29 protein-coding genes are annotated in these 21,609 nt (G+C 47.3%); 13 read left to right on the top strand and 16 right to left on the bottom strand.

From position 1 onward, the window contains the following. Positions 1-335: 335 nt before the first annotated feature. On the top strand, positions 336-560 hold the full coding sequence (locus NC997_RS20125) for a hypothetical protein (protein WP_190414545.1): 225 nt from the start codon (positions 336-338) through the stop codon (positions 558-560). A 97-nt stretch (positions 561-657) separates the two neighbouring features. On the opposite strand, the gene NC997_RS20130 is transcribed toward NC997_RS20125, so the two are convergent. Both NC997_RS20130 and NC997_RS20135 read right to left on the bottom strand, forming a co-directional pair. Beyond that, a complete protein-coding gene (locus NC997_RS20130; RefSeq protein ID WP_190434744.1) occupies positions 658-1,104 on the bottom strand; it encodes a hypothetical protein in 447 nt (148 codons plus the stop codon). Continuing rightward, a complete protein-coding gene (locus NC997_RS20135) occupies positions 1,101-1,274 on the bottom strand; it encodes a hypothetical protein (RefSeq protein ID WP_348257819.1) in 174 nt (57 codons plus the stop codon). Before NC997_RS20135 ends, NC997_RS20130 begins: the two co-directional genes overlap by 4 nt. A 227-nt stretch (positions 1,275-1,501) precedes the next feature. On the opposite strand from NC997_RS20135, the gene NC997_RS20140 reads away from it, so the two are divergent. Together NC997_RS20140 and NC997_RS20145 are read left to right on the top strand one after the other, a co-directional pair. After that, a complete protein-coding gene (locus NC997_RS20140) occupies positions 1,502-1,996 on the top strand; it encodes a peptidoglycan-binding protein (RefSeq protein ID WP_190525405.1) in 495 nt (164 codons plus the stop codon). Between the two features lie 272 nt (positions 1,997-2,268). Then, positions 2,269-2,640, top strand: a complete 372-nt coding sequence (locus NC997_RS20145; RefSeq protein WP_190525406.1) for a hypothetical protein — start codon at positions 2,269-2,271, stop codon at positions 2,638-2,640. Here NC997_RS20145 and NC997_RS20150 read toward each other — a convergent pair. Continuing rightward, positions 2,601-2,948 (bottom strand): antibiotic biosynthesis monooxygenase, encoded by a 348-nt coding sequence (locus tag NC997_RS20150; RefSeq protein WP_190430564.1) that lies wholly within the window; start codon positions 2,946-2,948, stop codon positions 2,601-2,603. The genes NC997_RS20145 and NC997_RS20150 overlap by 40 nt on opposite strands. A gap of 141 nt (positions 2,949-3,089) precedes the next feature. Then, positions 3,090-3,830, bottom strand: a complete 741-nt coding sequence (locus NC997_RS20155; RefSeq protein ID WP_190434754.1) for a DUF2993 domain-containing protein — start codon at positions 3,828-3,830, stop codon at positions 3,090-3,092. A 150-nt stretch (positions 3,831-3,980) separates the two neighbouring features. On the opposite strand from NC997_RS20155, the gene NC997_RS20160 reads away from it, so the two are divergent. Continuing rightward, complete coding sequence (locus NC997_RS20160) at positions 3,981-4,139, top strand: hypothetical protein (RefSeq protein WP_348257820.1); 159 nt, start codon at positions 3,981-3,983, stop codon at positions 4,137-4,139. A 201-nt stretch (positions 4,140-4,340) separates the two neighbouring features. Further along, a complete protein-coding gene (locus NC997_RS20165; RefSeq protein ID WP_348257821.1) occupies positions 4,341-4,535 on the top strand; it encodes a hypothetical protein in 195 nt (64 codons plus the stop codon). 5 nt (positions 4,536-4,540) lie between these two features. Here NC997_RS20165 and NC997_RS20170 read toward each other — a convergent pair whose 3' ends face one another. Beyond that, the gene (locus NC997_RS20170; RefSeq protein ID WP_190414553.1) at positions 4,541-4,807 is read right to left on the bottom strand and encodes a hypothetical protein; all 267 of its coding nucleotides are present in this window, start codon (positions 4,805-4,807) and stop codon (positions 4,541-4,543) included. A gap of 276 nt (positions 4,808-5,083) precedes the next feature. Here NC997_RS20170 and NC997_RS20175 point away from each other — a divergent pair, with 276 nt between their 5' ends. The 3 genes from NC997_RS20175 to NC997_RS20185 all read left to right on the top strand — a co-directional run bounded on the left by NC997_RS20175 (position 5,084) and on the right by NC997_RS20185 (position 7,498). Then, positions 5,084-5,725, top strand: coding sequence for a hypothetical protein (locus NC997_RS20175; RefSeq protein ID WP_190414554.1), 642 nt, complete (start codon positions 5,084-5,086; stop codon positions 5,723-5,725). 138 nt (positions 5,726-5,863) lie between these two features. Next, positions 5,864-6,715 carry a pentapeptide repeat-containing protein gene (locus NC997_RS20180; RefSeq protein ID WP_190414555.1) on the top strand — a complete coding sequence of 284 codons (852 nt, stop codon included), beginning with the start codon at positions 5,864-5,866 and terminating at the stop codon, positions 6,713-6,715. 99 nt (positions 6,716-6,814) lie between these two features. Further along, positions 6,815-7,498 (top strand): SDR family oxidoreductase, encoded by a 684-nt coding sequence (locus NC997_RS20185; protein ID WP_190525407.1) that lies wholly within the window; start codon positions 6,815-6,817, stop codon positions 7,496-7,498. A 231-nt stretch (positions 7,499-7,729) separates the two neighbouring features. Here NC997_RS20185 and NC997_RS20190 read toward each other — a convergent pair whose 3' ends face one another. Together NC997_RS20190 and trxA are read right to left on the bottom strand one after the other, a co-directional pair. After that, positions 7,730-8,836: an alkene reductase gene (locus NC997_RS20190; RefSeq protein WP_190525408.1), complete on the bottom strand. Its 1,107-nt coding sequence runs from the start codon at positions 8,834-8,836 to the stop codon at positions 7,730-7,732. 125 nt (positions 8,837-8,961) lie between these two features. Further along, complete coding sequence (trxA, locus tag NC997_RS20195) at positions 8,962-9,333, bottom strand: thioredoxin (protein ID WP_190414557.1); 372 nt, start codon at positions 9,331-9,333, stop codon at positions 8,962-8,964. Positions 9,334-9,730: 397 nt separating this feature from the next. Between trxA and NC997_RS20200 the strand changes: the two genes are divergently transcribed. Next, complete coding sequence (locus NC997_RS20200; protein WP_190525409.1) at positions 9,731-10,114, top strand: metalloregulator ArsR/SmtB family transcription factor; 384 nt, start codon at positions 9,731-9,733, stop codon at positions 10,112-10,114. An 87-nt stretch (positions 10,115-10,201) separates the two neighbouring features. On the opposite strand, the gene NC997_RS20205 is transcribed toward NC997_RS20200, so the two are convergent. The 6 genes from NC997_RS20205 to rppA all read right to left on the bottom strand — a co-directional run bounded on the left by NC997_RS20205 (position 10,202) and on the right by rppA (position 16,380). Further along, the gene (locus NC997_RS20205) at positions 10,202-10,612 is read right to left on the bottom strand and encodes a nuclear transport factor 2 family protein (RefSeq protein ID WP_190525410.1); all 411 of its coding nucleotides are present in this window, start codon (positions 10,610-10,612) and stop codon (positions 10,202-10,204) included. Between the two features lie 248 nt (positions 10,613-10,860). Continuing rightward, a complete protein-coding gene (locus NC997_RS20210; RefSeq protein ID WP_190525411.1) occupies positions 10,861-11,547 on the bottom strand; it encodes a class I SAM-dependent methyltransferase in 687 nt (228 codons plus the stop codon). Positions 11,548-11,581: 34 nt separating this feature from the next. After that, complete coding sequence (locus NC997_RS20215; protein WP_190525412.1) at positions 11,582-12,946, bottom strand: amino acid permease; 1,365 nt, start codon at positions 12,944-12,946, stop codon at positions 11,582-11,584. Positions 12,947-13,016: 70 nt separating this feature from the next. Further along, positions 13,017-13,595 (bottom strand): hypothetical protein, encoded by a 579-nt coding sequence (locus NC997_RS20220; protein ID WP_347275833.1) that lies wholly within the window; start codon positions 13,593-13,595, stop codon positions 13,017-13,019. Positions 13,596-14,297: 702 nt separating this feature from the next. Beyond that, entirely contained in the window at positions 14,298-15,557 is a 1,260-nt protein-coding gene (locus NC997_RS20225; protein WP_190525413.1) for an ATP-binding protein, read from the bottom strand. A 139-nt stretch (positions 15,558-15,696) separates the two neighbouring features. Further along, positions 15,697-16,380: a two-component system response regulator RppA gene (rppA, locus tag NC997_RS20230; RefSeq protein ID WP_190414564.1), complete on the bottom strand. Its 684-nt coding sequence runs from the start codon at positions 16,378-16,380 to the stop codon at positions 15,697-15,699. A 243-nt stretch (positions 16,381-16,623) separates the two neighbouring features. On the opposite strand from rppA, the gene NC997_RS20235 reads away from it, so the two are divergent. Beyond that, positions 16,624-17,022, top strand: a complete 399-nt coding sequence (locus NC997_RS20235; protein ID WP_190434782.1) for a hypothetical protein — start codon at positions 16,624-16,626, stop codon at positions 17,020-17,022. 78 nt (positions 17,023-17,100) lie between these two features. Here NC997_RS20235 and NC997_RS20240 read toward each other — a convergent pair whose 3' ends face one another. Next, the gene (locus tag NC997_RS20240; protein ID WP_347276060.1) at positions 17,101-17,418 is read right to left on the bottom strand and encodes a phage holin family protein; all 318 of its coding nucleotides are present in this window, start codon (positions 17,416-17,418) and stop codon (positions 17,101-17,103) included. A gap of 319 nt (positions 17,419-17,737) precedes the next feature. On the opposite strand from NC997_RS20240, the gene NC997_RS20245 reads away from it, so the two are divergent. Then, positions 17,738-17,971, top strand: coding sequence for a hypothetical protein (locus NC997_RS20245; RefSeq protein WP_190525414.1), 234 nt, complete (start codon positions 17,738-17,740; stop codon positions 17,969-17,971). Positions 17,972-18,080: 109 nt separating this feature from the next. On the opposite strand, the gene NC997_RS20250 is transcribed toward NC997_RS20245, so the two are convergent. Then, entirely contained in the window at positions 18,081-19,727 is a 1,647-nt protein-coding gene (locus tag NC997_RS20250) for an ATP-binding protein (protein ID WP_190525415.1), read from the bottom strand. Beyond that, on the bottom strand, positions 19,724-20,284 hold the full coding sequence (locus tag NC997_RS20255) for a methanogen output domain 1-containing protein (protein ID WP_190430577.1): 561 nt from the start codon (positions 20,282-20,284) through the stop codon (positions 19,724-19,726). The genes NC997_RS20250 and NC997_RS20255 overlap by 4 nt, the downstream gene beginning before the upstream one ends. Before the next feature lie 353 nt (positions 20,285-20,637). Between NC997_RS20255 and NC997_RS20260 the strand changes: the two genes are divergently transcribed. Together NC997_RS20260 and NC997_RS20265 are read left to right on the top strand one after the other, a co-directional pair. Then, positions 20,638-21,183, top strand: coding sequence for an adenylate kinase (locus NC997_RS20260; RefSeq protein WP_190434794.1), 546 nt, complete (start codon positions 20,638-20,640; stop codon positions 21,181-21,183). A 111-nt stretch (positions 21,184-21,294) separates the two neighbouring features. Continuing rightward, entirely contained in the window at positions 21,295-21,495 is a 201-nt protein-coding gene (locus NC997_RS20265; protein WP_190434797.1) for a hypothetical protein, read from the top strand. Positions 21,496-21,609: the final 114 nt, after the last annotated feature.

A 21,609-nucleotide genomic window follows, 5' to 3' on the forward strand; every position in this document is an offset into this window, starting at 1 on the left:
ATCACCTTCTGACGCAGGTCATAACTATAGGGGTTTGCCATGAGCAGCTTGAATAACTTCAGGACAACAGGTGATCTCTACTCTACGTCCTAACTATCTTGGCGGTTGCTATACCTACCGTGAAGATTGTTTAATTTGATACCGTTTTTCCCCGGAAAAGCTTGTGAAATCAGCGTCCCGCAACGATCCTCTACCTTTCCTTTAGTTGATCCCAGCCCCACTGGTAGGGTTAAACACACTTTACTAGAATTAGCAACACTAGCAGTAGTGGAGTGAAGGGGCTACACTCAAACTAGCATTGCTCGTGGCAGCACTCTTCGCGCCGAGGTCTGAAAATGGTGAACACTAGCGCGGTCGCTCTCAAACCCTGCATCTCACCCAAACTGGTTGAGCAGTTTCCGGTTGGGTGTCGAGTCAGGCGCTTGGACTTTTGTACGGAAGGGGTAGTGGTGAAATACGAGGCGGGCGATCGCATAGGCTACACAACGGATGATGGGTGGTATGACTTTCCTCATCATTCCCAGCTCCAACGGATTGATGCGGATGAGGTGGATTGGTAAATAGCACAGACTTGTCAGGGGTAGGCGAACGCCTCGCTTTGAAGACACGCGATCGCGTCTACTCAAAAGAGTCGCTCATAGCGTTTTTGCCGCCACTTTAATGGCTGAGAAATTGCTGGATGTAGCTAGCCAAACTTTGTTGTAATTGCCAGTCAGTGCTAGGAATCGGAGTTAAATAAAATCGCTGTCCTGATAAAAGCGTCAGAGTAAGCCGGTAAAAGCGAATTCCTCCTAAGTTAGATTCTTCTACTTGAACGTCCGTAATCTTGTCAATTGAATAACCCGTTACTTGAGTTCCCAGCCAGCCTTTTTGTTTGAGAATTACTCGATTGAGATGTTTATCAAATCGGCAAGTCTTCACCGGACTTCCAAACATCATCAAGTTAGCGCAAAAAATGCAGAACAATCCAAAAAAATCAATCGGCCAATTGGAAGAGATAAAAACGAGAAGCCCTAAAACAGCGGTAAAACTACTCAGTATCCAAATGCCAACTGGGCGTTCTCGCAGGGTGAGTAATGTAAAAGTTTGCTGAATTACCTTCATCGGTTTAGCTGTGGATGCGATCGCACCTCAAGAGCAGATTTGCTCTTGCTACTGTCATAGGTCACGCCTGACAAGAATAACCAAAACTGTTGCCACGAATCATAAAAAGCAAAAATCCCACTTCCCAACTTGACGCAAGTCGATGTCTTGACGCGCCATAAACCCATCATAAGACTGCCAACTTAAGTTGGGACAAACCTTCTCGACCAAGCCGTCTCTGGTTCCTGGGAGCGAATCAAGGAGCCACTCAGTAGTTTTTATCACCTCCTGCTAATGGGTGACCAACAAGCGGGATATTGAAATATCCAGTTGCATGAACTGAACGTGCGAGGTGGAAGGGAGAACGCTTTGGTTAGTTTGGAATAGTCAAACACAGGAATTCAAAGAGAGTTAAGCCATGCTTGCTAAAGAATCAACTCAAATATCAGTCAAACCAGCTCAACTCAATAAGCCCGTACTGCAAATAGGGAACTCTGGAGCCGCAGTAAAAGAATTACAACAACTATTAACTAAAAGGTTTGCTTATAACGGAGCTATCAACGGAAACTTTAATGAAGAAGTCGAATTTGCCGTTCTTGTTTTTCAAAATTGGATGTTTCTCAAAGAAGATGGCGTCGTGGGTCAAATGACCTGGCAGGCTCTCTACACCGGCGCTCCCGTAAATATGCCAGTGCTGAAACGAGGCGCTAAAGGTGAGATAGTCATCACGCTTCAGAGTGTACTGTCTTTATCTGGTGATTTTGATGAAGAAGTGAATGGAATCTTCGGACCCCACACTGAAGCTGCTGTGAGATCCTTTCAACTGCGTAGTGGTCTATTAGCAGACGGAATTGTGGGCGAAAAAACCTGGTACGGGTTGAGTAAGGTGCGTCAACAAATCGGGGGGTGTTGAGCCGGTTGCGTGGATACGCTTTTCAATACTTGCACGTTTCAAGCGATCGCTAGCCGTAGATTTTGACATGGCGACGCCACCTGAATTCTACCAAACCGCTCTCCTGCTTGCGAATGTGATGCACCTCACACTCACCATCCGAGGTGCATCACGAGGGGTTCCAAAGTTCTGTCACCTAAATCTTTTTAAACAATCACTTTTGCTTGCGGGTTGAATCACGATTCGCCATAGTATTTTCACCGATATTTAGGGCATGAAGTTCCCGTGCCCTAATGATGATCCCACCGAGTCAACCCCAACCCTCAGTAACATCCAACGTCCTTGATACTGACGTTAAAGAAGTTCCCAGCCAATATAAAGGCTGGTCAATTAGCACAAAAGTGATTGATGGAAAGCTATGGTTGCGTTGGCAACATCCCCAAGAATCCTTCCCCCGGTTTGGGTGTCCTGTAAACGAAGCTGGCCTTGCTTCAACCATTGGTCATGTGCGATTCCTCATCGATCTCGCCATCAAGTTGGAGTCAGGAGTGCCCGCGAGAAAGCCTTTGACATCAAATGACTCAAATTTCTCCGACCGGATAGAGCGATCGCTTTTTCGGGTTGATTATATGGATGGGGATTCACCACTTGCATTTGTAGGCTGAATTTCACTGACAATTTCATAGAAAGCAGTGGTCGGCGCTTCCTCAAACAAAGGATTCATCTGATTTAAGATGGCTTGGTATGCCTCGCTTTGATTGGCTTGCATATCTTCGATACTCTCCCAAAGAATAATAGCGATTCCTCGGTCAGTCCCTGGTTCTTGCAGTAAGTACGACCCCTTAAAGCCGTGCGTGTAGGTTGAGACAGCTTTTTCATAGAGTTGCTCAGCCTCATCAAATTTGCCAGGTTTGAATTCTCCAATCGCAACATAGGCAAATTTGTGCTTTAAAAAATCTTGAAACTCTGTCATGGTTTCCTCCTAGAAGCTGGGGTTATCGCGGTTTTGTCGGGGCTAAGCCTACGGTACGCTAATGGGTTGAAGGGAGAACCGCTTGATGGATGCGATCTGCTGAAAGCAGCAGCGCTTCGCTATCGCGCCCTTCATCCTCGATCATTGATCGGGAATTTGCTTGATGTAGGCTTCGGTATAAAGAGTTAAACTACCCTCTTGTACATCCATCTCCTTAATGCGGATTGCCATCCCTTGGAGGTCAAAATAGGGCAAGTTTGCCAGTTCTCCTAACTTCTCCATCAAGGCGATCGTGAGTTCCAGTGAAATGCCTTGTCCAGGATTACAGCTAAACCCCTCCAACAAGATTGGCGTTGAAGAAGTACGCGGACGCACTACGGCGGCGAAACCGACTTGTCGAGCCTTATCCACGTCATGCAGTAGCATTTTTCCACTGAATTCCATCTTGCCCTCACCCGGCAGATGCATTTCCAGTTCTTGCGGTTCCAAGGTCACGATTTGACCATCCGCATTCAACTCCATGCTTTGAAACTTGCTGCGGATGTAGTCTGAGTTTAAAGCGCGGTTGATATCTTGTTCGGTGAGGACAACACGGGCAGTCGCGTCTAGCGGATGGTTCAGCTTAATCTGCCCGAATATCGCGTCAAAGAGATTGATCGCAATATTATCGGCGTGCAATTCCATTTCCTGCACGCGAATATCTTTCTGAATCGCCAGACCCCGACCTTCAACCGAAACTGAATTAGCCTTTCCTTGAGCCATCTTCAGCAAATCGGTTCGGACATCTACATTGATGTTCTCTACGCTATCCATCTGGCTAGATAACCCCATTTCGACAGCCTGGGAGAGGGCCTGCTCCTCTAGGCGTGGCTCGTCTGTCATAGTGCTTAATCTCAAGAAGTGTGCTGATACTGGTTACTCTAGACGCTCATCACTCAGCAGCGTATCTGCATCTCGGAATAAACAAAATGTAATAAATCATCTAGTCCAATATTTTTTGGCTCAGGCAAACCTAACCCCCAACCCGTTCCTATGCAGGGAACGGGAGCCAGAGCCATTTTCACAGTTCCTCTGGGCATTGCAGAGGAGTTAGGGGTTGGGTCAAAAGCCCCATCCATTCCCTATCTCAAAGTATTGGCTACCTGCTTATCAGTCCAAATGTGTCGTTTCTGGAGACAAGATAAGCCATGAATCTGGGCTGTAGTTCGTTGTTGAAGGATTTTGACAGATATGAAAAAGCGCCTGGGAGTCTTGCCGTGTTTCGACCCCAGACGCTTTTTCTTCTAAACTTGCTCCTCACACAACTAAAGAATATCGCTTGTTCAATCGAGCTAATACTCTACTACGTGACACTTGATCAACTGACACGCGCTAGATAAAAATCTTTACATTATGGTTAATGAGCGCCCAGACGGAGGAAAATCGCTCGGCGGCTACAATATTAAGCTGGTCTCTGGGCGATCGCTCTTTTGTAACGTGACACACCCAATACATTCCAGGTTGCCGAAGCGTCGGTCATCTTTACAATCCCCGATCGAGATTCATTCAGAACAACCCACGCCATTTTTCAGTATCAGACCCGATTAGGAATTTTAGGTGTATTCAATTTGAAGGAAAACCGCGAGAACTCCGAGAATTGCCACCCCAACAATGGTTTCCCGTTGCTCATCCCAAAGACGGCGCAAGCCATAAAAAACATAGGTAAAGGCTGCACGGCGTTCTCGTCCGAGTTCAGCCATCAGCAATTGAACTTTAGCATCTACCTCTTCAATCGAGACTTCGCCCTTTTCATAGGCAGCTTCTAACTGATCTAATTTGCGCCAATATTCTTTGGTTGCTTCAAACAGGTTAGGCATCATAACTTAAAGGTGTATTCTTTTATTGTTAACTTATGTGAATTAAGCTAACGCGCCTGTCTGGGTGGTTGTGTCTATAAAGGGGTAGAACCCGATTGTCTATAAATAGGTAGAACCCTGGTTGCGTGAGTCTTCAAATCCCTAAATGGGAGAGTCCTTCGGCGGGAAGCGATCGCTTCTCTTATTGGCTGACCAGATGCAGCTTCTGGCGATCTGAGATCGCGGTAAACTCAGATGTTGCACCCGATTCCTTTTTTCTAACTTCCGGAGTTAATTACCTTGGGCATAGAACTACGCAGTTACGTATTTCTAGACAGCTTGCAGCCTCAGCACGCAGCTTACATGGGGACGGTAGCACTAGGGTTCTTGCCATTGCCAGGAGATACGTCGCTGTGGATTGAAATCTCACCGGGCATTGAAATTAACCGGATTACTGATGTCGCCCTCAAAGCTGCCTCTGTACGTCCAGGGGTGCAGGTGGTCGAACGACTATACGGGCTACTAGAAGTGCATTCCAGCCGCCAAGGGGAGACGCGGGCGGCGGGTAAAGCCATTTTGGAGGCGCTGGGAGTGCATCGAAATGAATGTCTCAAGCCGCACGTCGTTTCTAGCCAGATTATCCGCAACATTGATGCTCACCAAACGCAGCTGATCAATCGCACGCGACGAGGACAGCTACTTCTGGCAGGGCAAACGCTTTATGTATTAGAAGTTCAACCTGCCGCTTATGCAGCACTGGCGGCGAATGCGGCGGAGAAAGCGGCGGCAATTAACATCTTGGAAGTGCAAGCTGTGGGAAGCTTCGGACGCCTCTATTTGGGCGGAGCAGAACAGGATATTCTGGCGGGTTCTGCGGCGGCGTTGGTGGCGCTAGAAGGCGTGCCTGGTCGTGAAAATCCTGCTAGTTGGCGTCAAGAATAGCGAAAGGATGGGGATGACGAGGGAGAGAAGGGGAATGCGATCGCTCTTTACAAATGGGCGATCGCTTGCTTTCAAAGAAAGCCACTTCAGATTAAAGTCAATGCGTTAGCACTGGTGGGTTAAGCAAAGGAAATCCAAATGGCAAATCTAGAGCATCTTGCACTACTTCAGAACGGTGCAGTGAAATGGATTGAGTGGAGAAGAAAAAACCGACAAATAGAACCAGACTTGAGCGAAGCAAACCTCAGAGGGGTCAACCTCAGAGGCGCAATCCTCACAGGCGCTAACCTGAGAAGGGCGGATCTGGGCAATAGTTTACTCATCGCCGCTAACCTCAGCCATGCTACCCTCAGCGATGCAAATCTCCACTCCGCTTCCCTAATGGAAGCAAACCTGAGTGAAGCGAACCTCAGCATTGCGAACCTCAGCAAAGCCAACCTCAGCGATGCCGATCTGGGCGATGCGAACCTGATCGGGGCTGACCTCAGAGGCGCTAACCTAAGAAGAGCGAATCTAACTAACGCGAACCTGATCGGCACCGATCTCAGAAGCGCTAATCTTCACAAAGCCGATCTCGGTGCAGCAAAGCTGGCTAGAACGAACCTCAGCGAAGCTAACTTGATGGCAGCGAACCTAATAGCCGTCGATCTCAGTAATGCTAATCTTTACGACGCTGAACTACTAGGAGCTTACCTTTACAAAGCTGACCTACACAAAGCAAACTTAATCGAGGCTCACTTCAATGGTGCTTATCTCTTTAGGTCTAACTTGAGCGAAGCGAACCTGACTCAGGCTGATTTCAGATGGACTAACCTCAGCAAATCGAACCTCTCCGGCGCTAATTTGAACAAAGCGAACTTGAGGGGTGCTAATCTTACCGGCGCTAACCTCACTGCGGCGAATCTTACCGGCGCTAACCTCACCGGCGTTAACCTGACGCGGACGATACTCCAAAAAGCAATCATGCCTGATGGCACAATTCACCCTTAGCTGGCAATTAAATTTTGGGTTGTAGAAATGCGATTCATGGCTTCTTCCCGCCAGACCCTTCAAAAATCCCAAATCTAAAATCCTAAATTAGTCTAACTCATGAAAAAACTGATTGTAATTACAGGGGTAAGTCGGGGTCTCGGTCTTGCCATGACTGAAAAATTTATTGAGCAAGGTCATACAGTTTGTGGGTGCGCCCGTTCTACAGAAGCAACACAGAAGCTTGAGCGAAAATTTAGAACGCCCCATCATTTTTCCAGCGTAGATGTTGCGGATGAACATCAAGTGAAAGCCTGGGCTGAGCAACTTTTAAATAAATACTCATCCCCTGATTTATTAATTAATAATGCCGCATTAATCAATCTACCCGCCCCGCTTTGGAAAGTTGATAGCACGGAATTTTCTCGACTCATTGATGTCAATATTAAAGGAGTCGCGAATGTAATCCGCTCCTTTGTTCCAGCCATGATTCAGAAGAACAATGGCATCATTGTCAACTTGAGTTCAACTTGGGGTCGATCCACCTCGCCTGAATTTGCACCTTATTGTGCTTCCAAGTGGGCAATTGAAGGATTAACTCAGTCGTTGGCTCAAGAATTACCTTCGGGAATGGCGGCGATTCCCCTCAACCCAGGCATTATTCATACTGATATGTTAGAGGTTTGTTTTGGAGAAGAAGCGGCTGCTTACACAGCGGTGAAAGATTGGGTTAAAAAAGCGGTGCCATTTTTATTGCAAATGGCACCAAAAGACAATGGTGTGCCGCTGACAGTTCCTTCATAACCTTCCTATGCGGTTAATCTATGAACGAGAATTAAAGACAGAAATAAGGAACCTCACCCCCAACCCCTCTCCGTGAACGGAGAGGGCCTTTGAGCATGGCTCTCATTTCTTCATAGTTCTTGTTAGGTCTGGGAGCGCTTTGATGAGCAAAACAAGTCACTTGTGTGTAGACCGTAGCTCTTTAAAGGACAGGGGGTGGGGAGGAGGTTCTCTGTGAGGAAACAAATCAACTCAAGCCGTCTGTAATTCAAGGCTTGGATAGTCGATATATCCCTTCTCATCGCCACCATAAAAGGTGGAGCGATCAGGCTTATTTAGGGAAACATTGAGTGCAAACCGTTCTGGCAAATCTGGATTGGCAATATACAGTCTGCCATAAGCCACCAAATCTGCATTACCAGAAGCCAAAACAGCATTCCCTAAGTCACGGTCATATCCTCCTGCGGCGATTAAAGTCCCTTTGAAGATAGGACGGAAGTATTCGGTAAACAAGCCTCCTGTAGAGTTATCGAGGCTAGTATTGCCATCGGTTCTTGGCTCAACGATGTGGAGATAAGCGAGGTTGAAACGGTTGAGTGAATCGGCTACATAACTGAACAAAGCAGATGGATTGGAGTCAGACATACTGTTGAAAGTGCCGCTTGGGGAAAGGCGAATTCCTACCCGTTGTCCACCCCAAACACTGACGACCGCTTCAGTCACTTCCATCAAAAGTCGGGCACGGTTCTCAATTGAACCGCCATATTGGTCGGTTCGTTTGTTCGTCCCATCCTCAAGAAACTGGTCAAGGAGATAACCGTTGGCACTATGAATTTCAACCCCGTCAAATCCAGCAGCTAAGGCATTTTCTGCCCCTTTGCGGTATTGTTCGACGATTCCTGGAATTTCTTCTGTTTCTAAGGCGCGAGGCGTGACGAAGGGTTTTGGCCCTTCAAGAGTGATTGCTTCACCTTCTGGTGCGATCGCGCTGGGCGCTACTGGCAGTTCTCCTCCTGGTTGCAGTAATGGGTGAGAAATCCGCCCAACGTGCCACAACTGTAAGAAAATCCGCCCCCCACGAGCATGAACTGCATCTGTCACCAGTTGCCATCCTGCCACCTGTTCTGCTGAGTGAATGCCTGGGGTATTCGCATATCCCTGTCCTTGAGGCGATACTTGAGTGGCTTCTGCGATAATTAACCCCGCCGATGCCCGTTGTGCATAATAAGTCGCATTCATCGCTCTAGGAACATTTCCCGCTCCCGCACGCATCCGGGTTAAGGGAGCCATCACGATTCGATTGGGAAGTTCTAAAGAACCCAGCTGAACAGTTGAGAAAAGATTGATATTCTCGCTCATTGACTTAATCTCCATTGGAATGACATTACAGTTTTGATTGCACAACGCAGACATCAGGAACTCTAGCTAGCTAGTGTATGAGCAGTGCGGATAAGAGTTACCCGCACCGCCAACAAACTAGATAGTTAGTTAATCGCTACTGGCTTTGTGGTTAAGTTGTTCTGTGGAAGTAAAGCTTGAAGCTTGTCAGACAGCACTTCCAAAGGAGCTACGCCAGTGGTTCGATCCACCACCACACCATCTTTGAAGAACAGCAGCGTTGGCACGGCTTGGATGTTGTATTGTGTAGCGATGTGTCCATAGGCGTCAATATTCAGCTTGCCAACCTTAGCAATTCCTTCAAAATTGGCAGCTAATTCTGCAACTAATGGGTTGAGCATCCGGCAAGGACCACACCAAGCCGCCCAGAAATCTACCACAACTGGAACTGAACTTGCGAGGACTTCGGTTTCAAAGTTGTCTTCGGTCAAGGTGACATATTTCGCGTTGTCTGACATGGTTTCCAGCCTCCTTCAGGCTGTAGATCAAGGTGAGGAGAGTATCAGCAGCTGTTGCAGAAAGCGCATTGCATCATTTCATGCGATCGCATCCACTCAACTCGCTGCTAAAAGTTACCAATCTGGTTTCAATCCCCTAAAGGGTTTAGTAGTTAAACAACCATTTGACTAAATACTAGAACAATCTTTCCCCAATAGTCAAGTGGTTGTTTAACTATTTCAATACTGAGCGCCAAGACGTAAAATAGAAGTAAGACGGTGAGTTTTCGCCAACGGCATACATCCACGTCAGACACGCCTATACCGTCGTTCAACCTTCTTTTAGTGTTGACATCAGGAGTAATGCAGAGTCTTGTTGGGGCTTTCTCGTGGCTTCTTTTAGTAACCCCTACTTCCCATGATCGATAACAACCATAGCGTTCAACTGCCCTCTGCGTCTCAAGCTGCCGTTCAAGACATAGAACTTCGGGCTAAAATCTTTGCAGCTCTCTCCGATCCAACACGTTTGAGGATTGTGGAGATGTTAGCTTCTTGTGAGGAAATGAGCGGCAGCGAGATAGCCAATTATTTAGGGATTAGTTTAGCTCTCTTCTGTCACCACTCCAAAACACTTGCGGAAGCAGGATTAATCCAGATCCGAAAAGAAGGTCAAACCAAGTACAACTCGCTGAAACGAGAGTTACTACTTGATTGCTTCGCAAGTTTTACGCCCAAACAGCTAGAAATAACCCCAGGTGAAAATAATTCTAAAGAGGCTAACGCGATCCAACTCAAGCATTAATTCCTCTTCTATTTTCTCGAATTATGTAGGCTGGGCGAAAGCCCATTACAACGAATTGAGGCGAAGTTTTCGAGGATTCACTTAAAATTAATAACGACGATCTTGTTCTTGAATTGGGTAGTCATTCGCACTCATATCGCGCCTTTTCATCAGCCCATCAGCATCAAATTCCCAGTGTTCGTTTCCATGAGTGCGGAACCATTGATTCGTCTGTGCATCACGCCATTCATACTCAAAGCGTACAGAAATCCGATTATCCGTGTACGCCCACAATTCTTTCATCAGGCGATAGTCTAGTTCTTTTGCCCATTTGCGCTTCAGAAACTCTTTGATAGCTTCTCGACCCGTAAAAAATTCGGTACGATTTCGCCATTGAGAATCAACTGTATAGGCATTAGCGACTCGTTCACGATCGCAAGTATTCCAAGCATCTTCGGCTGCTTTTACTTTGGCAAGTGCAGTTTCTTGAGTAAATGGGGGACGAATTGGGGATGACATTTTGAGATTCCTCCTGTTAATTGATTTTCAGTGAATTGAATTGGGATAACGCTTAAGTTTATACAGAACCGATAAGTTTGTATATAGCAGTTCTAAAGGGTTGGTGCAGGAGAAATCCCCAACTTCTTGGAGAAGTTGGGGATCTGAATCGCAAAAAGGTAGGTTGAGAGATTCTGTTGCAGATGATTTGGGAAACAGTATTCGCAGGATTCGTTCTATTTGATGAAAGTTGCAACCGGATATCCCGTTTATTTCAAATTCTCTGGGATAGTTGCAGGCACAACCCAGGTGTAAATCGTGTGCTGGCGACCGGGACTACTTTCTACCTGCACCACTTGTTCAGGTTTCCATTCACCCATGTCGTAGTTGTGCGAAACAATCCGAGTGCCTGGTTTGAGTTCCTTGAGTAGCTTCGGTCGTAAGCGCAAGTTAACATCCGGAAGCAAGTAAAGCGTTACCACCGTGGCATCGCTGAGGTCAGTGGTGAATAAATCTTGTTGTAAAAACCGCACGCGATCGCTTACACCGGCTTTTTGGGCATTTTCTCGACTTTCCTGAACCAGCTGCGGATTAATATCTACACCAGTGCCGCGAGTGCCGAATTGTTTTGCAGCGGTAATCACGATTCGTCCATCGCCACTACCGAGGTCGTAGAGTACATCGTTCCCTTTTACCTGCCCCTGTTTAAGCATTTCGGCGACGACGACTTCGGGCGTTGGTACAAAGGGCACATCCGCTGGCTGTTGTTGGGTTTGAACGTCGGTTGCGGGTGCTTCGACTTGAACACTCGGTGCGGTCGGGGCGGCGGGCGCTTGGGTTTGAGCATCAGATTGAGCTTGTGCATCGAACTGGCGTTGTTGGGTGCAGCCTGCGAACAAGAAGCTACCCGCACTCAAACTAGCAACCAGCAACAGCTTAATTTGTTGTAATTGCATTGCATCTTCTCCTTTTGAGTTGTTAACGTTTTGCTCAAATTTGCCGACGACGAGATAACAGCAATAGCGGTGCGCCAGCGATCGCTACACCTACTCCGACAAGCGCCCCAATCCCTGTATAGGCAACGCTGGAGTAGAGTAAATAAGCACAGATTCCACAGAAAAGTAGGGGCGTCAGAGGATAGAGAGGGACGCGGAAGGGTCGCAATACTTGCGGTTCTCGAACTCTTAACACTAACAGCGAGACACCCGATAGTAGGAAGAAGAACCAGAACACCGGCGCGGTGTAGTCCACCATTGTTTTAAAGCCTTCGCGGGTCAGAGTACCCAGGAACACGAGGGCTAACGCGATCGCACCTTGCACTAGCAAGGCATTAGCTGGCGTACTGGCGCGATGGTGCCAGCGTCCGAGGAAGCTGAACCAGGAAAAATCTTGTCCGAGGGCGTAGTTGGTACGTGCGCCGGTGAAAATCGTGGCGTTGATCGCCCCTAAGGTGGAAATGGCAATCAGGAAGCTGATAAACCAAGCACCAGGTTCGCCAACTGCACGACGCATCAAATCCGCTGCTACGGCTTCTGAGGCTGCCATGTTCGCCAATCCTAAACCGTGGATGTATGCGAAGTTGATCGCTAAGTAAATTGTCGTGATGATGCCGATACTCACTAGCAGCGATCGCACCATGTTTCGATTGACGTTGCGTAACTCGGCTGAGATATAAGCCGCTTCATTCCAGCCGCCATAGGACAACAGCACGAAAAGCATTGCCATCCCAAAGTTTGTTTGGGATGTTGCCGGTGCAGCAGGCACCTCCGGGAGACTGGGAACGGCAAAGGCTAAACCCCCAATTACCACCAACAGCAAGCCACCCACTTTGGCGACTGTTAGCCAATTCTGCGCCCACTTTCCTTGCTGAACGCCGATGATATTTAAACCTGTCAACAGGGCGATCGCAATCCCTGCGTAAAGTGAGGATGAATAATTCCCAAGGCGCAGTAATTGCGAGGCATAGTCTCCGAATACGAACGCCAACAGGGCAATCGAACCTGTTTGAATCACCGTCATTCGCGCCCAAGCAAAAAAGAAGGCGATGTTTTTGCCGAAGGCACGCATCAAGTAAAAGTAATTGCCCCCAGCGTGAGGATATGCCGTTGCCAATTCTGCGTAGCACAATGCGCCGACTAAGGACATCCCGCCACCCAGAATCCACAGGGAAAGTGCAACCACTTCACTCCCAGAAGCAGCGGCGACTAGAGAGGGCGTCTCGAAAATCCCGGCACCAATCACGATGCCAACAATTAGGGCGATCGCGTCTACGAAAGCCAGCGCTGGCTTGGGTGCTGCTGTTTTGCTTACCGCGAAGACTTGATTTGGGAGACTGTCGTTTACCCGTCTGCTCATTCTGGCACCTTCACCGTTGCGATCGTAATTTCTTTGAGTTGCGATGTGAAAAGATTAAAGCAAAGTCGGTTTAAAGTCCTGAGAAAGTGTAACCAACTCCGATTAATAATCCCACCTCTGTTTCATCAACAAAACCGACATTCACGCCAGCGGTTGCGGTGAATTGGGATGATAATGGAACATCGACCCCGCCCGTAATCAGTGCGCCAATAGTGCTATCGTCACCCGTTGAAATCGCCACTCCGCCTCCAATATAAGGGGCTACACGGTATCTGATTTGTTCCACTCCTTGAGATGGGAAATCGTAAGTAAGTGGAACCAGAAAAACTGTATTATCGCCAAATAAAGCAGCGGGTCGCACAGATAAATTTCTGGTGAGTCCAATTTTGCTAATGACTGCAAAGGCACCTTCACTTAAAGTCGTATCGCCACCTAATCCAATGTTGCCTGCAACCCCGATATAACTTGGGCCAGAGCGAGTGGCTCTACCAGGTATTACATCCACTTGAGCGATTTCCGGCGCTGTGGTTTCAGTCGTCGCTGCTTCTGGGAGTTGAGGTGTTGAAGGTTCAACAGTCAAAGCCGACGCAGACGTTTTCACCCTTTTGTCTACAATCTGCTCTGGGTTTACCGCATCGGAGGTTGCGATCGCTGTTTTCTCAGGAATTTCCTGCTTTGTCTCGCTAGAAAGGTTAGATGGAGATTGATTCGCCTCGGCTGATGCAGTGGCAGTTGGCAATTTTATTTCTGAAAAATCTTGCTCTTGAATTGTTGATTCTGTCAGTACCTTTACAACAGAATCAGGTGAACCTGAATTCGCTACATTCACTTGTTCTTGTACAAAGAAAGTTGTAACTTGGTCAGATTGAATTGGAGTCTTATTTGATTCAAAATTATGATTAGGTACTCTGGCAAACGCATCTGTCTTAGGGGTGAAGTCGTCAGTTTCAGCTTGAGCTGATAAACCACTACAAACAACAGCCAGAGCGGCAAGGCAGAGTAGAGAAGTACCTCTGAACAACATCGGATTTACACTAACTCCATGAAAAAAAGTGTTGAAAACTAACTAAAGAAAAATGATTTAGGAGTGATAACCTTCTGCTCCTGCTATCTTCAGTGTTGGCAACAAATGTGACTAGAAAGTGACAGTGGGAGCATCCCGTATTTGCAAATCCCCCACAGACTGGAAGTCTGGGGCTACACAAACAAAGCCTGCCTCCGCAGGCTGAATTGATTCCGCGCAGGCGGACTTGGTTGAATAGAAGCGAAGCAACTTATGTCCCCTCTTCTTCTTGAAGGGGGGTAAGGGGGGTTGGCGTAGCCGCGATTTCCAATCGCCAGGTTATTTTTGCTACTGGAGTGGCAGCTCAATTTGAAAAGTTGATCCTTGACCGACTACACTGGTGACTTCGATCCCACCTCCATGAGCTTTGACGATTTGCTCAGCGATCGCTAATCCCAAACCAAAACCCCCTGTAGTGCGAGAGCGATCGCGATTCACCCGATAAAACCGTTCAAAAATATGGGGCAAATCAGTCGCCGCAATCCCCATCCCAGTGTCTGAAACTTGAATAATAGCCAGATGCGATCGCGTAAACAATCGCAGTTGAACTTCACCGCCCTCCAGGGTATATTTGCAAGCATTACTCAGCAGGTTCATCACCGCCAGACGGAGCAACTCTGGATCGGCCTTCACCTCCAAGCTCTCAGTCGGCAGATTACTAACAAAATTTAGATTTTTGGTGGCTGCTTGCGTTGCATAATTCTCTGCTAGCTCCTGTAGCAAAAGAGTTAGATTAATCTTTCTCAAAGATTCAGGAGATAATGACCCATCATTCCGAGCCAAAAACAGCAGATTACTCACCAGCGAATTCATTGACTTAGCAACATTCACAATCTTGTCTAGCCGAAGCCGTTGCTGTGAACGATCGTCAGACAGCAACCCGACTTGTGCATTGCTAAGAATCGCCGCCAATGGTGTCCGCAGTTCATGGGAAGCATCTGCGGTGAAGCGATGCAGTTGCTCGTAAGCATGACGAATCGGTTGCATCGCTAGCCCCCCCAAAAACCACCCAGTCAGGCTAATTACCCCCAAGGTGACTGGCACCAAGAGCGTCAGAACCAGCCGCAATTCAGACAAAGCCTCTTGAGTGGATGTCAGGGAAGTCGCAACCTGGAGATAACCAATTAATACACTCTTCTCGTAGACAGGCAGCGTTACCTGACGCAGCCAACGTGCAGAGCCATTGGCAGTTTTGATGGTTTGAAATCCATCTGTCACCGTCAGCTTCTCTGGAGGAAGCGTACCAAAAAATTGCACCAATTGCCCTTTGGCATCGTACCAACGCCCATACGCCAGCCCACTATCCAACGGCTGTGGGTTATTTCCCAAAAGTGGCACATTGTCCAGCTCTACCTGCCACTGACCATTGCGACGCTCATAATTCACGCTCGCTGCCATCACCTTGGTTTGTTGGTAGAGTAATCGATCCAATGCTAAGAGCGCGTCTGCAACTTCTACGTAGTAGACGACTCCTGCAAAAATCACCAAAATACTTCCCATTGATAGGGTGAACCAGCGAGCCAGATTGTGACGGCTACGACCAAACATGGAAAAAAGCAAAGTTAAAAAGCGCCCCAAATTCGGGTGTATCTTTGCTTCCCCGAATCTTGGAGCAAGACAGGCAAAAAGCAAAAGAAAGATTTATTCTGTCATTTTGATTCATTTCTCTTTTGAATTTCTTCTCTTTTTACTTTTGACTTCCCGAAGGATTGAGGCGATATCCCATGCCATAGACTGTTTCAATCCAATCTGCCGCACCGACTAACTGCAAACGCTGCCGCAGCCTCCGGACAAGGGTAGTTACGGCATTGCTCTCTGGTTCTGCACCCCACTCCCACAAGGCTTGTTCAATTTGATCGCGGGTTAAGACCTGATGAGGGTGGCGCAGGAAGTATTCTAATAGCTGAAACTCGCGGGCGGACAATTGGATAGTTGTCTGTCCCCGTTCAACAGTCAAGCTATTCAAGTGCAGTTGTAAATCTTCTATGCGGAGGATATCTCCCTGCCATAGAGGCGATCGCCTTCCCAATGCCCGCACCCGTGCCAAAAGTTCGATAATATCAGTCGGTTTAACCAGATAATCATCAGCACCGGCATCCAAACTCGTAACTTTATCCACAGTCGTGTCTTTGGCAGTCAGCATCAGCACCGGCGAGGTTTTCCCTGCTTGTCGATACTGGCGACAAAGGCTCAACCCGCTGACTGTCGGCAACATCCAGTCTAAAATTAACAAGTCATAGTCTTTTTGAGAGATCAGCCATTGGGCAGTTTCCCCATCCTCAATGCCATCGACAATATGTCCGGCTTGCAACAAAGCTGCGTTTAGTGGCTCTAATTGTTCGGGGTCGTCTTCTACCAGTAAAATTCTCATAAGACGCTTTAGTGAAACCTCTTTTCCGGAGAATCGTCGATCGCGCTGCTCATAGTAGAGAAGCCTAAAGCGATCGCACGTCTTCCACCAGTCAGATTTTTATCGAGTACCGAAGAAAATCAAGAGTCAAAAGTGAATCTTCTCTTTTTTTATCTTTTAAATTTTGACTTTTGATGTCGAATTTGATTGTTTTTTTCCCTTAAACTCAATTGGCTGTGAAGCTAAAATTCCTCACCTCTCCCTATGTCCTCTCCCCGTTGGTTACAAAGATTACATTTTTTAGGGCTAGAATTTTGGCTACCTCTACCCCTGCTAGGAATTATTTTTTGGGTTGGGGGTGGACTGGTAACAGACCAAGCATTAAGTCGCTCCTACGATACGGTTGATAAGCTTCAAGCTGATACACAGTTGGAAGTGCAACTTTCAGTCACCTTGCTAGTCATCAAAGCAGAAATTGACAAAGAGCAGGGATTTACCAAAGTACAGGTCAAAACGACAGATTCGACACTCAAAAAGTTAGAATTTGAGTTTCCAGTAACAGAATTCAGTCAGGTGGAAGCTGCGATCGCGCAAGAATTAGGACTGTCTGCTGAAAATGTTAGGACGCTAGTGCGTTACCAATTGAAAAACCGATCCTTCTAGACAGTTACTCTCACTCAATCCGGACTCTCTGAACCCTCTACTTCCGGTTCTCTCTCCCCGCTCAGAACCAGCCTGCGCTTACAATCTGAGCGATGCTAGCAGATGGAAAAGTACAGAATTAACAATGCTCAGCGCCAGGGAGCCAAGCAAAGCACTCCAAAAACCCCACCGTAACCGAAATCCTGTCACTAACCAAGCGGCTAAACCGAAAATAACTGCATTTAAGACAAACAGGAATAAACCAAATGACAAAAGAATGAATGGAAAGGTGAAGAACCCTAAGATGGGTTTTAAGAGAGCATTCAAAATTCCAAAAACTGCTGCGGAAATTGCGGCTTTTCCAAAAGTGTCGATTTCTACGCCAATCGGCAGCCGGGAAATAATTAAAAAACTGATAGTAGTGACTAATCAGGTGATGAGGATTCCAACCATAACCAAAACTCCTTATCATCAATCGTTTTGTTACAGGGTCGGGTAAGTTTCCATCTTCAGGGTCATCAATAAATGTGACCAGAAAGTGATAGTAACCTTGGAATTCAGAATTAACTGAATAACCAGCCTTGGAAACCAGCAAATCTCGCCGGGAAAAACCGAATTAATTGGGTTCTCCATTCCGGGAGTCCCGAACCCAATCCAAACCGTCGCGAAGAAAAACTCCTTTTTATCTTCCCCCGCTTGCGCTTGAAGTGAGAGAGTTTTAAGTAAATTTTTGTAATTGAGACGATTTGAATTTTTTGCCGGAGAAGATTCGTTTGGCGGTGGGAATTCAGGAGAGCGGTGGGTGAGCAGTGAGGATGCGATCGCATCCTCAACTCTGGTAAACCTGGAAATCTCGCTTGTAGAGCCGCTTTTTTCTACAGAACATCCGGAGTTTTTCCGCCGTTTACATTGCTGTTGCGATCGCTATTTAAAGATTTCTGCGAGCGCACATCTCAACCCAAGTGGTTGAAAGCATTCCGCAAATTACCGCTCCAGCTTGCGATCGCGGTCATCTCCTGCGAATTTACCTGTTAAACCGATTGATGCTGAGGCATTGCGAGGAACGGTTCGGTAATATTCTAGGTACCGCTGATTCGTCCAGTTAAATTGGCAATTACTGCAATTAATTCAGCAGGTTCAACGGGTTTGGCAATATGGGATTGAAAGCCTGCTAAAAGCGCAGCCGTGCGGTCTTGAGTTCTAGCATAGGCGGTCAGGGCGATCGCGGAAATTCTGCCTTTATTGTTTGACTCCAAAGCTCTGACGCGACGCAACAGAGCATAACCGTCTTCATCTGGCATCCCAATATCACTGATTAATATATCCATCGGTGGTGAAGATTGGGTCAGTGCTGAGATTGCTTCGTCTGCTGAAGCGGCGGCGATGACTTCTGCCCCACAAACTTCCAGCGTGTAGGCGAGCAAATCCCGCATATCCGGGTCATCATCCACGATCAGTATCTTCAATCCCTCTAGTTGAGAGGAGCAGTCAAATGGGACACTGTCTCCCACGGTTGGATGCACCCGTTCTGGTTCAATCGCTGTTGGCCCAACGGCAAGCAGGGGTAGTTTGACGGTAAATGTTGCACCTTGTCCTTCTCCAGGGCTTTGAGCATGCACCGTTCCGCCATGCAGTTCTACCAATTGGCGAACGATCGCTAAACCCAGCCCCAATCCGCCAAAGGAACGAGTGATGGAACCATCTGCCTGACGAAAGCGCTCAAAGACGTAGGGGAGGAATTCTGCACTGATGCCTTGACCCGTATCTGCCACCACAATCTCAATATGAGAATTAATCCGTTGCAGACCAATCTGAACCCGCCCCTGTTTCGGTGTGAACTTGATCGCATTGCTGAGCAAATTCCAGACAATCTGTTGTAATCGCTCGGAGTCTCCTAAAACAGGGCCTGCTGCTGGATCGAGCACCGACTGCAAGCGAATGTTCTTGGCATCAGCGGCAGGACGCACCGTATCGATTGCTGCCTGAATCGCGGGCAATAGGTCAACTGTTTGCACATTGAGGCGAATCTTGCCTGTAATGATGCGGGAAATATCCAGGAGATCGTCAACCAACTGTGCCTGGGATCTGGCATTGCGCTCTATCGTTTCCAGCGCCCGATGCATCTTGGCTGCGTCTACCTTGCTAGTTCTCAGGATATTAGACCAGCCAAGGATGGCATTGAGAGGGGTTCGCAGTTCGTGGGATACGGTAGATAGAAATTCATCCTTCAATCGATTCAGCTTCTCAGCTTCTACTCGTGCTTTCTGTTCCTGCACCAGAAGTTTAGCTCGCTCTTCTTCCGCTCGTTGACGCTGCCGAATCTCTTTGGCTAATTCATCGATCTTCTTGTTCAGCAGGGTGAATCGGCTACTGGCAGATTCCTTGTTTTTCAAGCGTAAGAGAATAAGTGCCGGGGATTCAGGCGATCGCGGTCGGATGACCGCTCCTTCACAGCGACACAAGCAAGTCTCTCCATTGTTAGCATTGAAGGTTAATGAGCCAATCACCATTTCTCGACTGCTGGAACAAGCACGCAGATACTGTTTAACCTTATCAGCAGGATCGACGACCATCTCAAAGAGCATTTTCTCTTGCAGGAGCTGACGGGGTAGCCCCAGCATCTTGGAAAATGGCGGATTGGCAGCCAGAAGCTGACCATTTCCGGCAATTAGGAGCATGGGTTCGGGTAAAGGTCTAGCGAATTCGAGAAACTGTTCGGGCGTCACCCCTCGTTATCTCCCTCACTCTCTCCTTTGAAGTATTCTCTGCCGTGACTTTCTTCTGCCTCTGGGGTGGGTTTCAAATAAACAACCACACGGCATCCAGGCGCACCCATTGCGATCGTCTCTTGCAGTTCTACTTTGGCGTACCCCAGATTGTCCGCTGCAATGGAGCCAAAAACATTGGAGGTCATCATACACATAGCGGGGCGATCGATGACTTTTTCGGCAAACGGGCACGCCCGGTTCCCTAAGACAATCTTTTCATCCGTTTGTTCAATAATATAAAAGTCACCTTGGATTCGCTTCTTCAAATCTACCAAAACATCAGCAACTTGCTCTCGCGTTAGATGGGATACCTCTAGAGCCGCTTTATAGTCCCGGTCGATTTGCCTCCCCATGTTTTGACCCACGACACTAATAAACCCGGAGGCTTCCTCTAAGCCCACGACATCCTGTAATGTACCTGCCAACTCTCGAATTAAGGTACGTAAAAATATATCCCGCTCTAAAGGAATTTCGAGTCCCTTCATGGATGTTTCAGACTTAAGAGAACTATTCATAGCAATATCTCGTGAATGGGGATCGGCAGCCCTTACTCAAGGCTATAATGCCACCCGGCGAAGTGGCACTTTAATACATCTAAAGATAGATGTCTATACTGATACTACATGGTCAGACGAGCGCTCTGTGGCGAGAGGGCGATCGCTCGTCAGCTAGTAATGGACTACTACCAATCTTCATCCTCATAACGGCTTGCGCTTCACAGGCGGCAAGTAAAATATAATTCAGCATAAGTATATACCGACCGTCCGGTGCAAGCGTTTTTTTAGGTATTCAAAGGACTGGAATTGCTCGGTTTCATCACTCAATCTAGTCTACGAGGTGACAGAAAAGGACTAAAAGGAGAATGGCGATGAAAAAAGTAGCAGTATTTGGCAATGCTGGAGGCGGTAAATCAACTCTAAGCAAGAGACTATCCGAAATCACGGGTTTGCCACTTCACGTCTTGGACAAGATTCAATATCAAGCGGGGGGCACGCCAGTTCCCCATGAAGTCTATAAGCACGCCCATCAGCAAATTTTAGTTACTGACCGATGGATTATTGACGGTTTTGGTTGCAAGGAAACCGTCTGGCTGCGACTTGATGAAGCGGATACTTTGGTTTTTGTGGATCTACCAATCTATGTGCATTTTTGGTGGGTAACTAAACGAATGATCGCAGGTTTTTTTAAACCCCCAGAAGGCTGGCCCGAAAAAAGTCCAATATTAAAGAGTTCGCTGAATAGCTACCGCGTGCTTTGGTTATGTTACAAATATTTGACCCCCAAATATCGTGGGTATATCGAGCAGGCGCAAAATACTAAAAGGGTTTATCACATCAGATATACCGAACAAATTTCGCAATTTTATGAATTGATTGAAAATGAAACCATCTTGGAAGATGGTACACCAGCTTAAGCCTTATTAGACTGAAAGCTTCTGCCTAATACTCTCGCATCAGATTGATAGATTGCTGCATTCCTGGTATCAGACCAAATCAGATGAATCGGTAGAAATATTCCGGGTCGGATGCTAGTTCAGGGAGATAGACAGAAACTTCCTCGCAACCTAGCTTCGCTCCGCTTGGTTGGCTTCTTGCACATCTCAATCCAAGTGGTTGAAAGCACCAAACAAATTACCGTTCCATCTTGCGATCGCAGTCATCACCTGCGAATTAACTTTTCAAACCAGTTGATGCTGAAGCTCTGCGAGGAACGGTTTGGGAATTGAGAGGCTATCACCTTTACTCCACAGAGCGCTCATTCCTTGGTTAGCAATGAGCTACTACCAATATTCGTCATCATAACGGCTAAGATGAACGGCGGTAAACAACTTCTACATTCC

The organism is Trichocoleus sp. DQ-A2 (genome assembly GCF_039961915.1).
Lineage (GTDB): Bacteria > Cyanobacteriota > Cyanobacteriia > Cyanobacteriales > FACHB-T130 > FACHB-T130.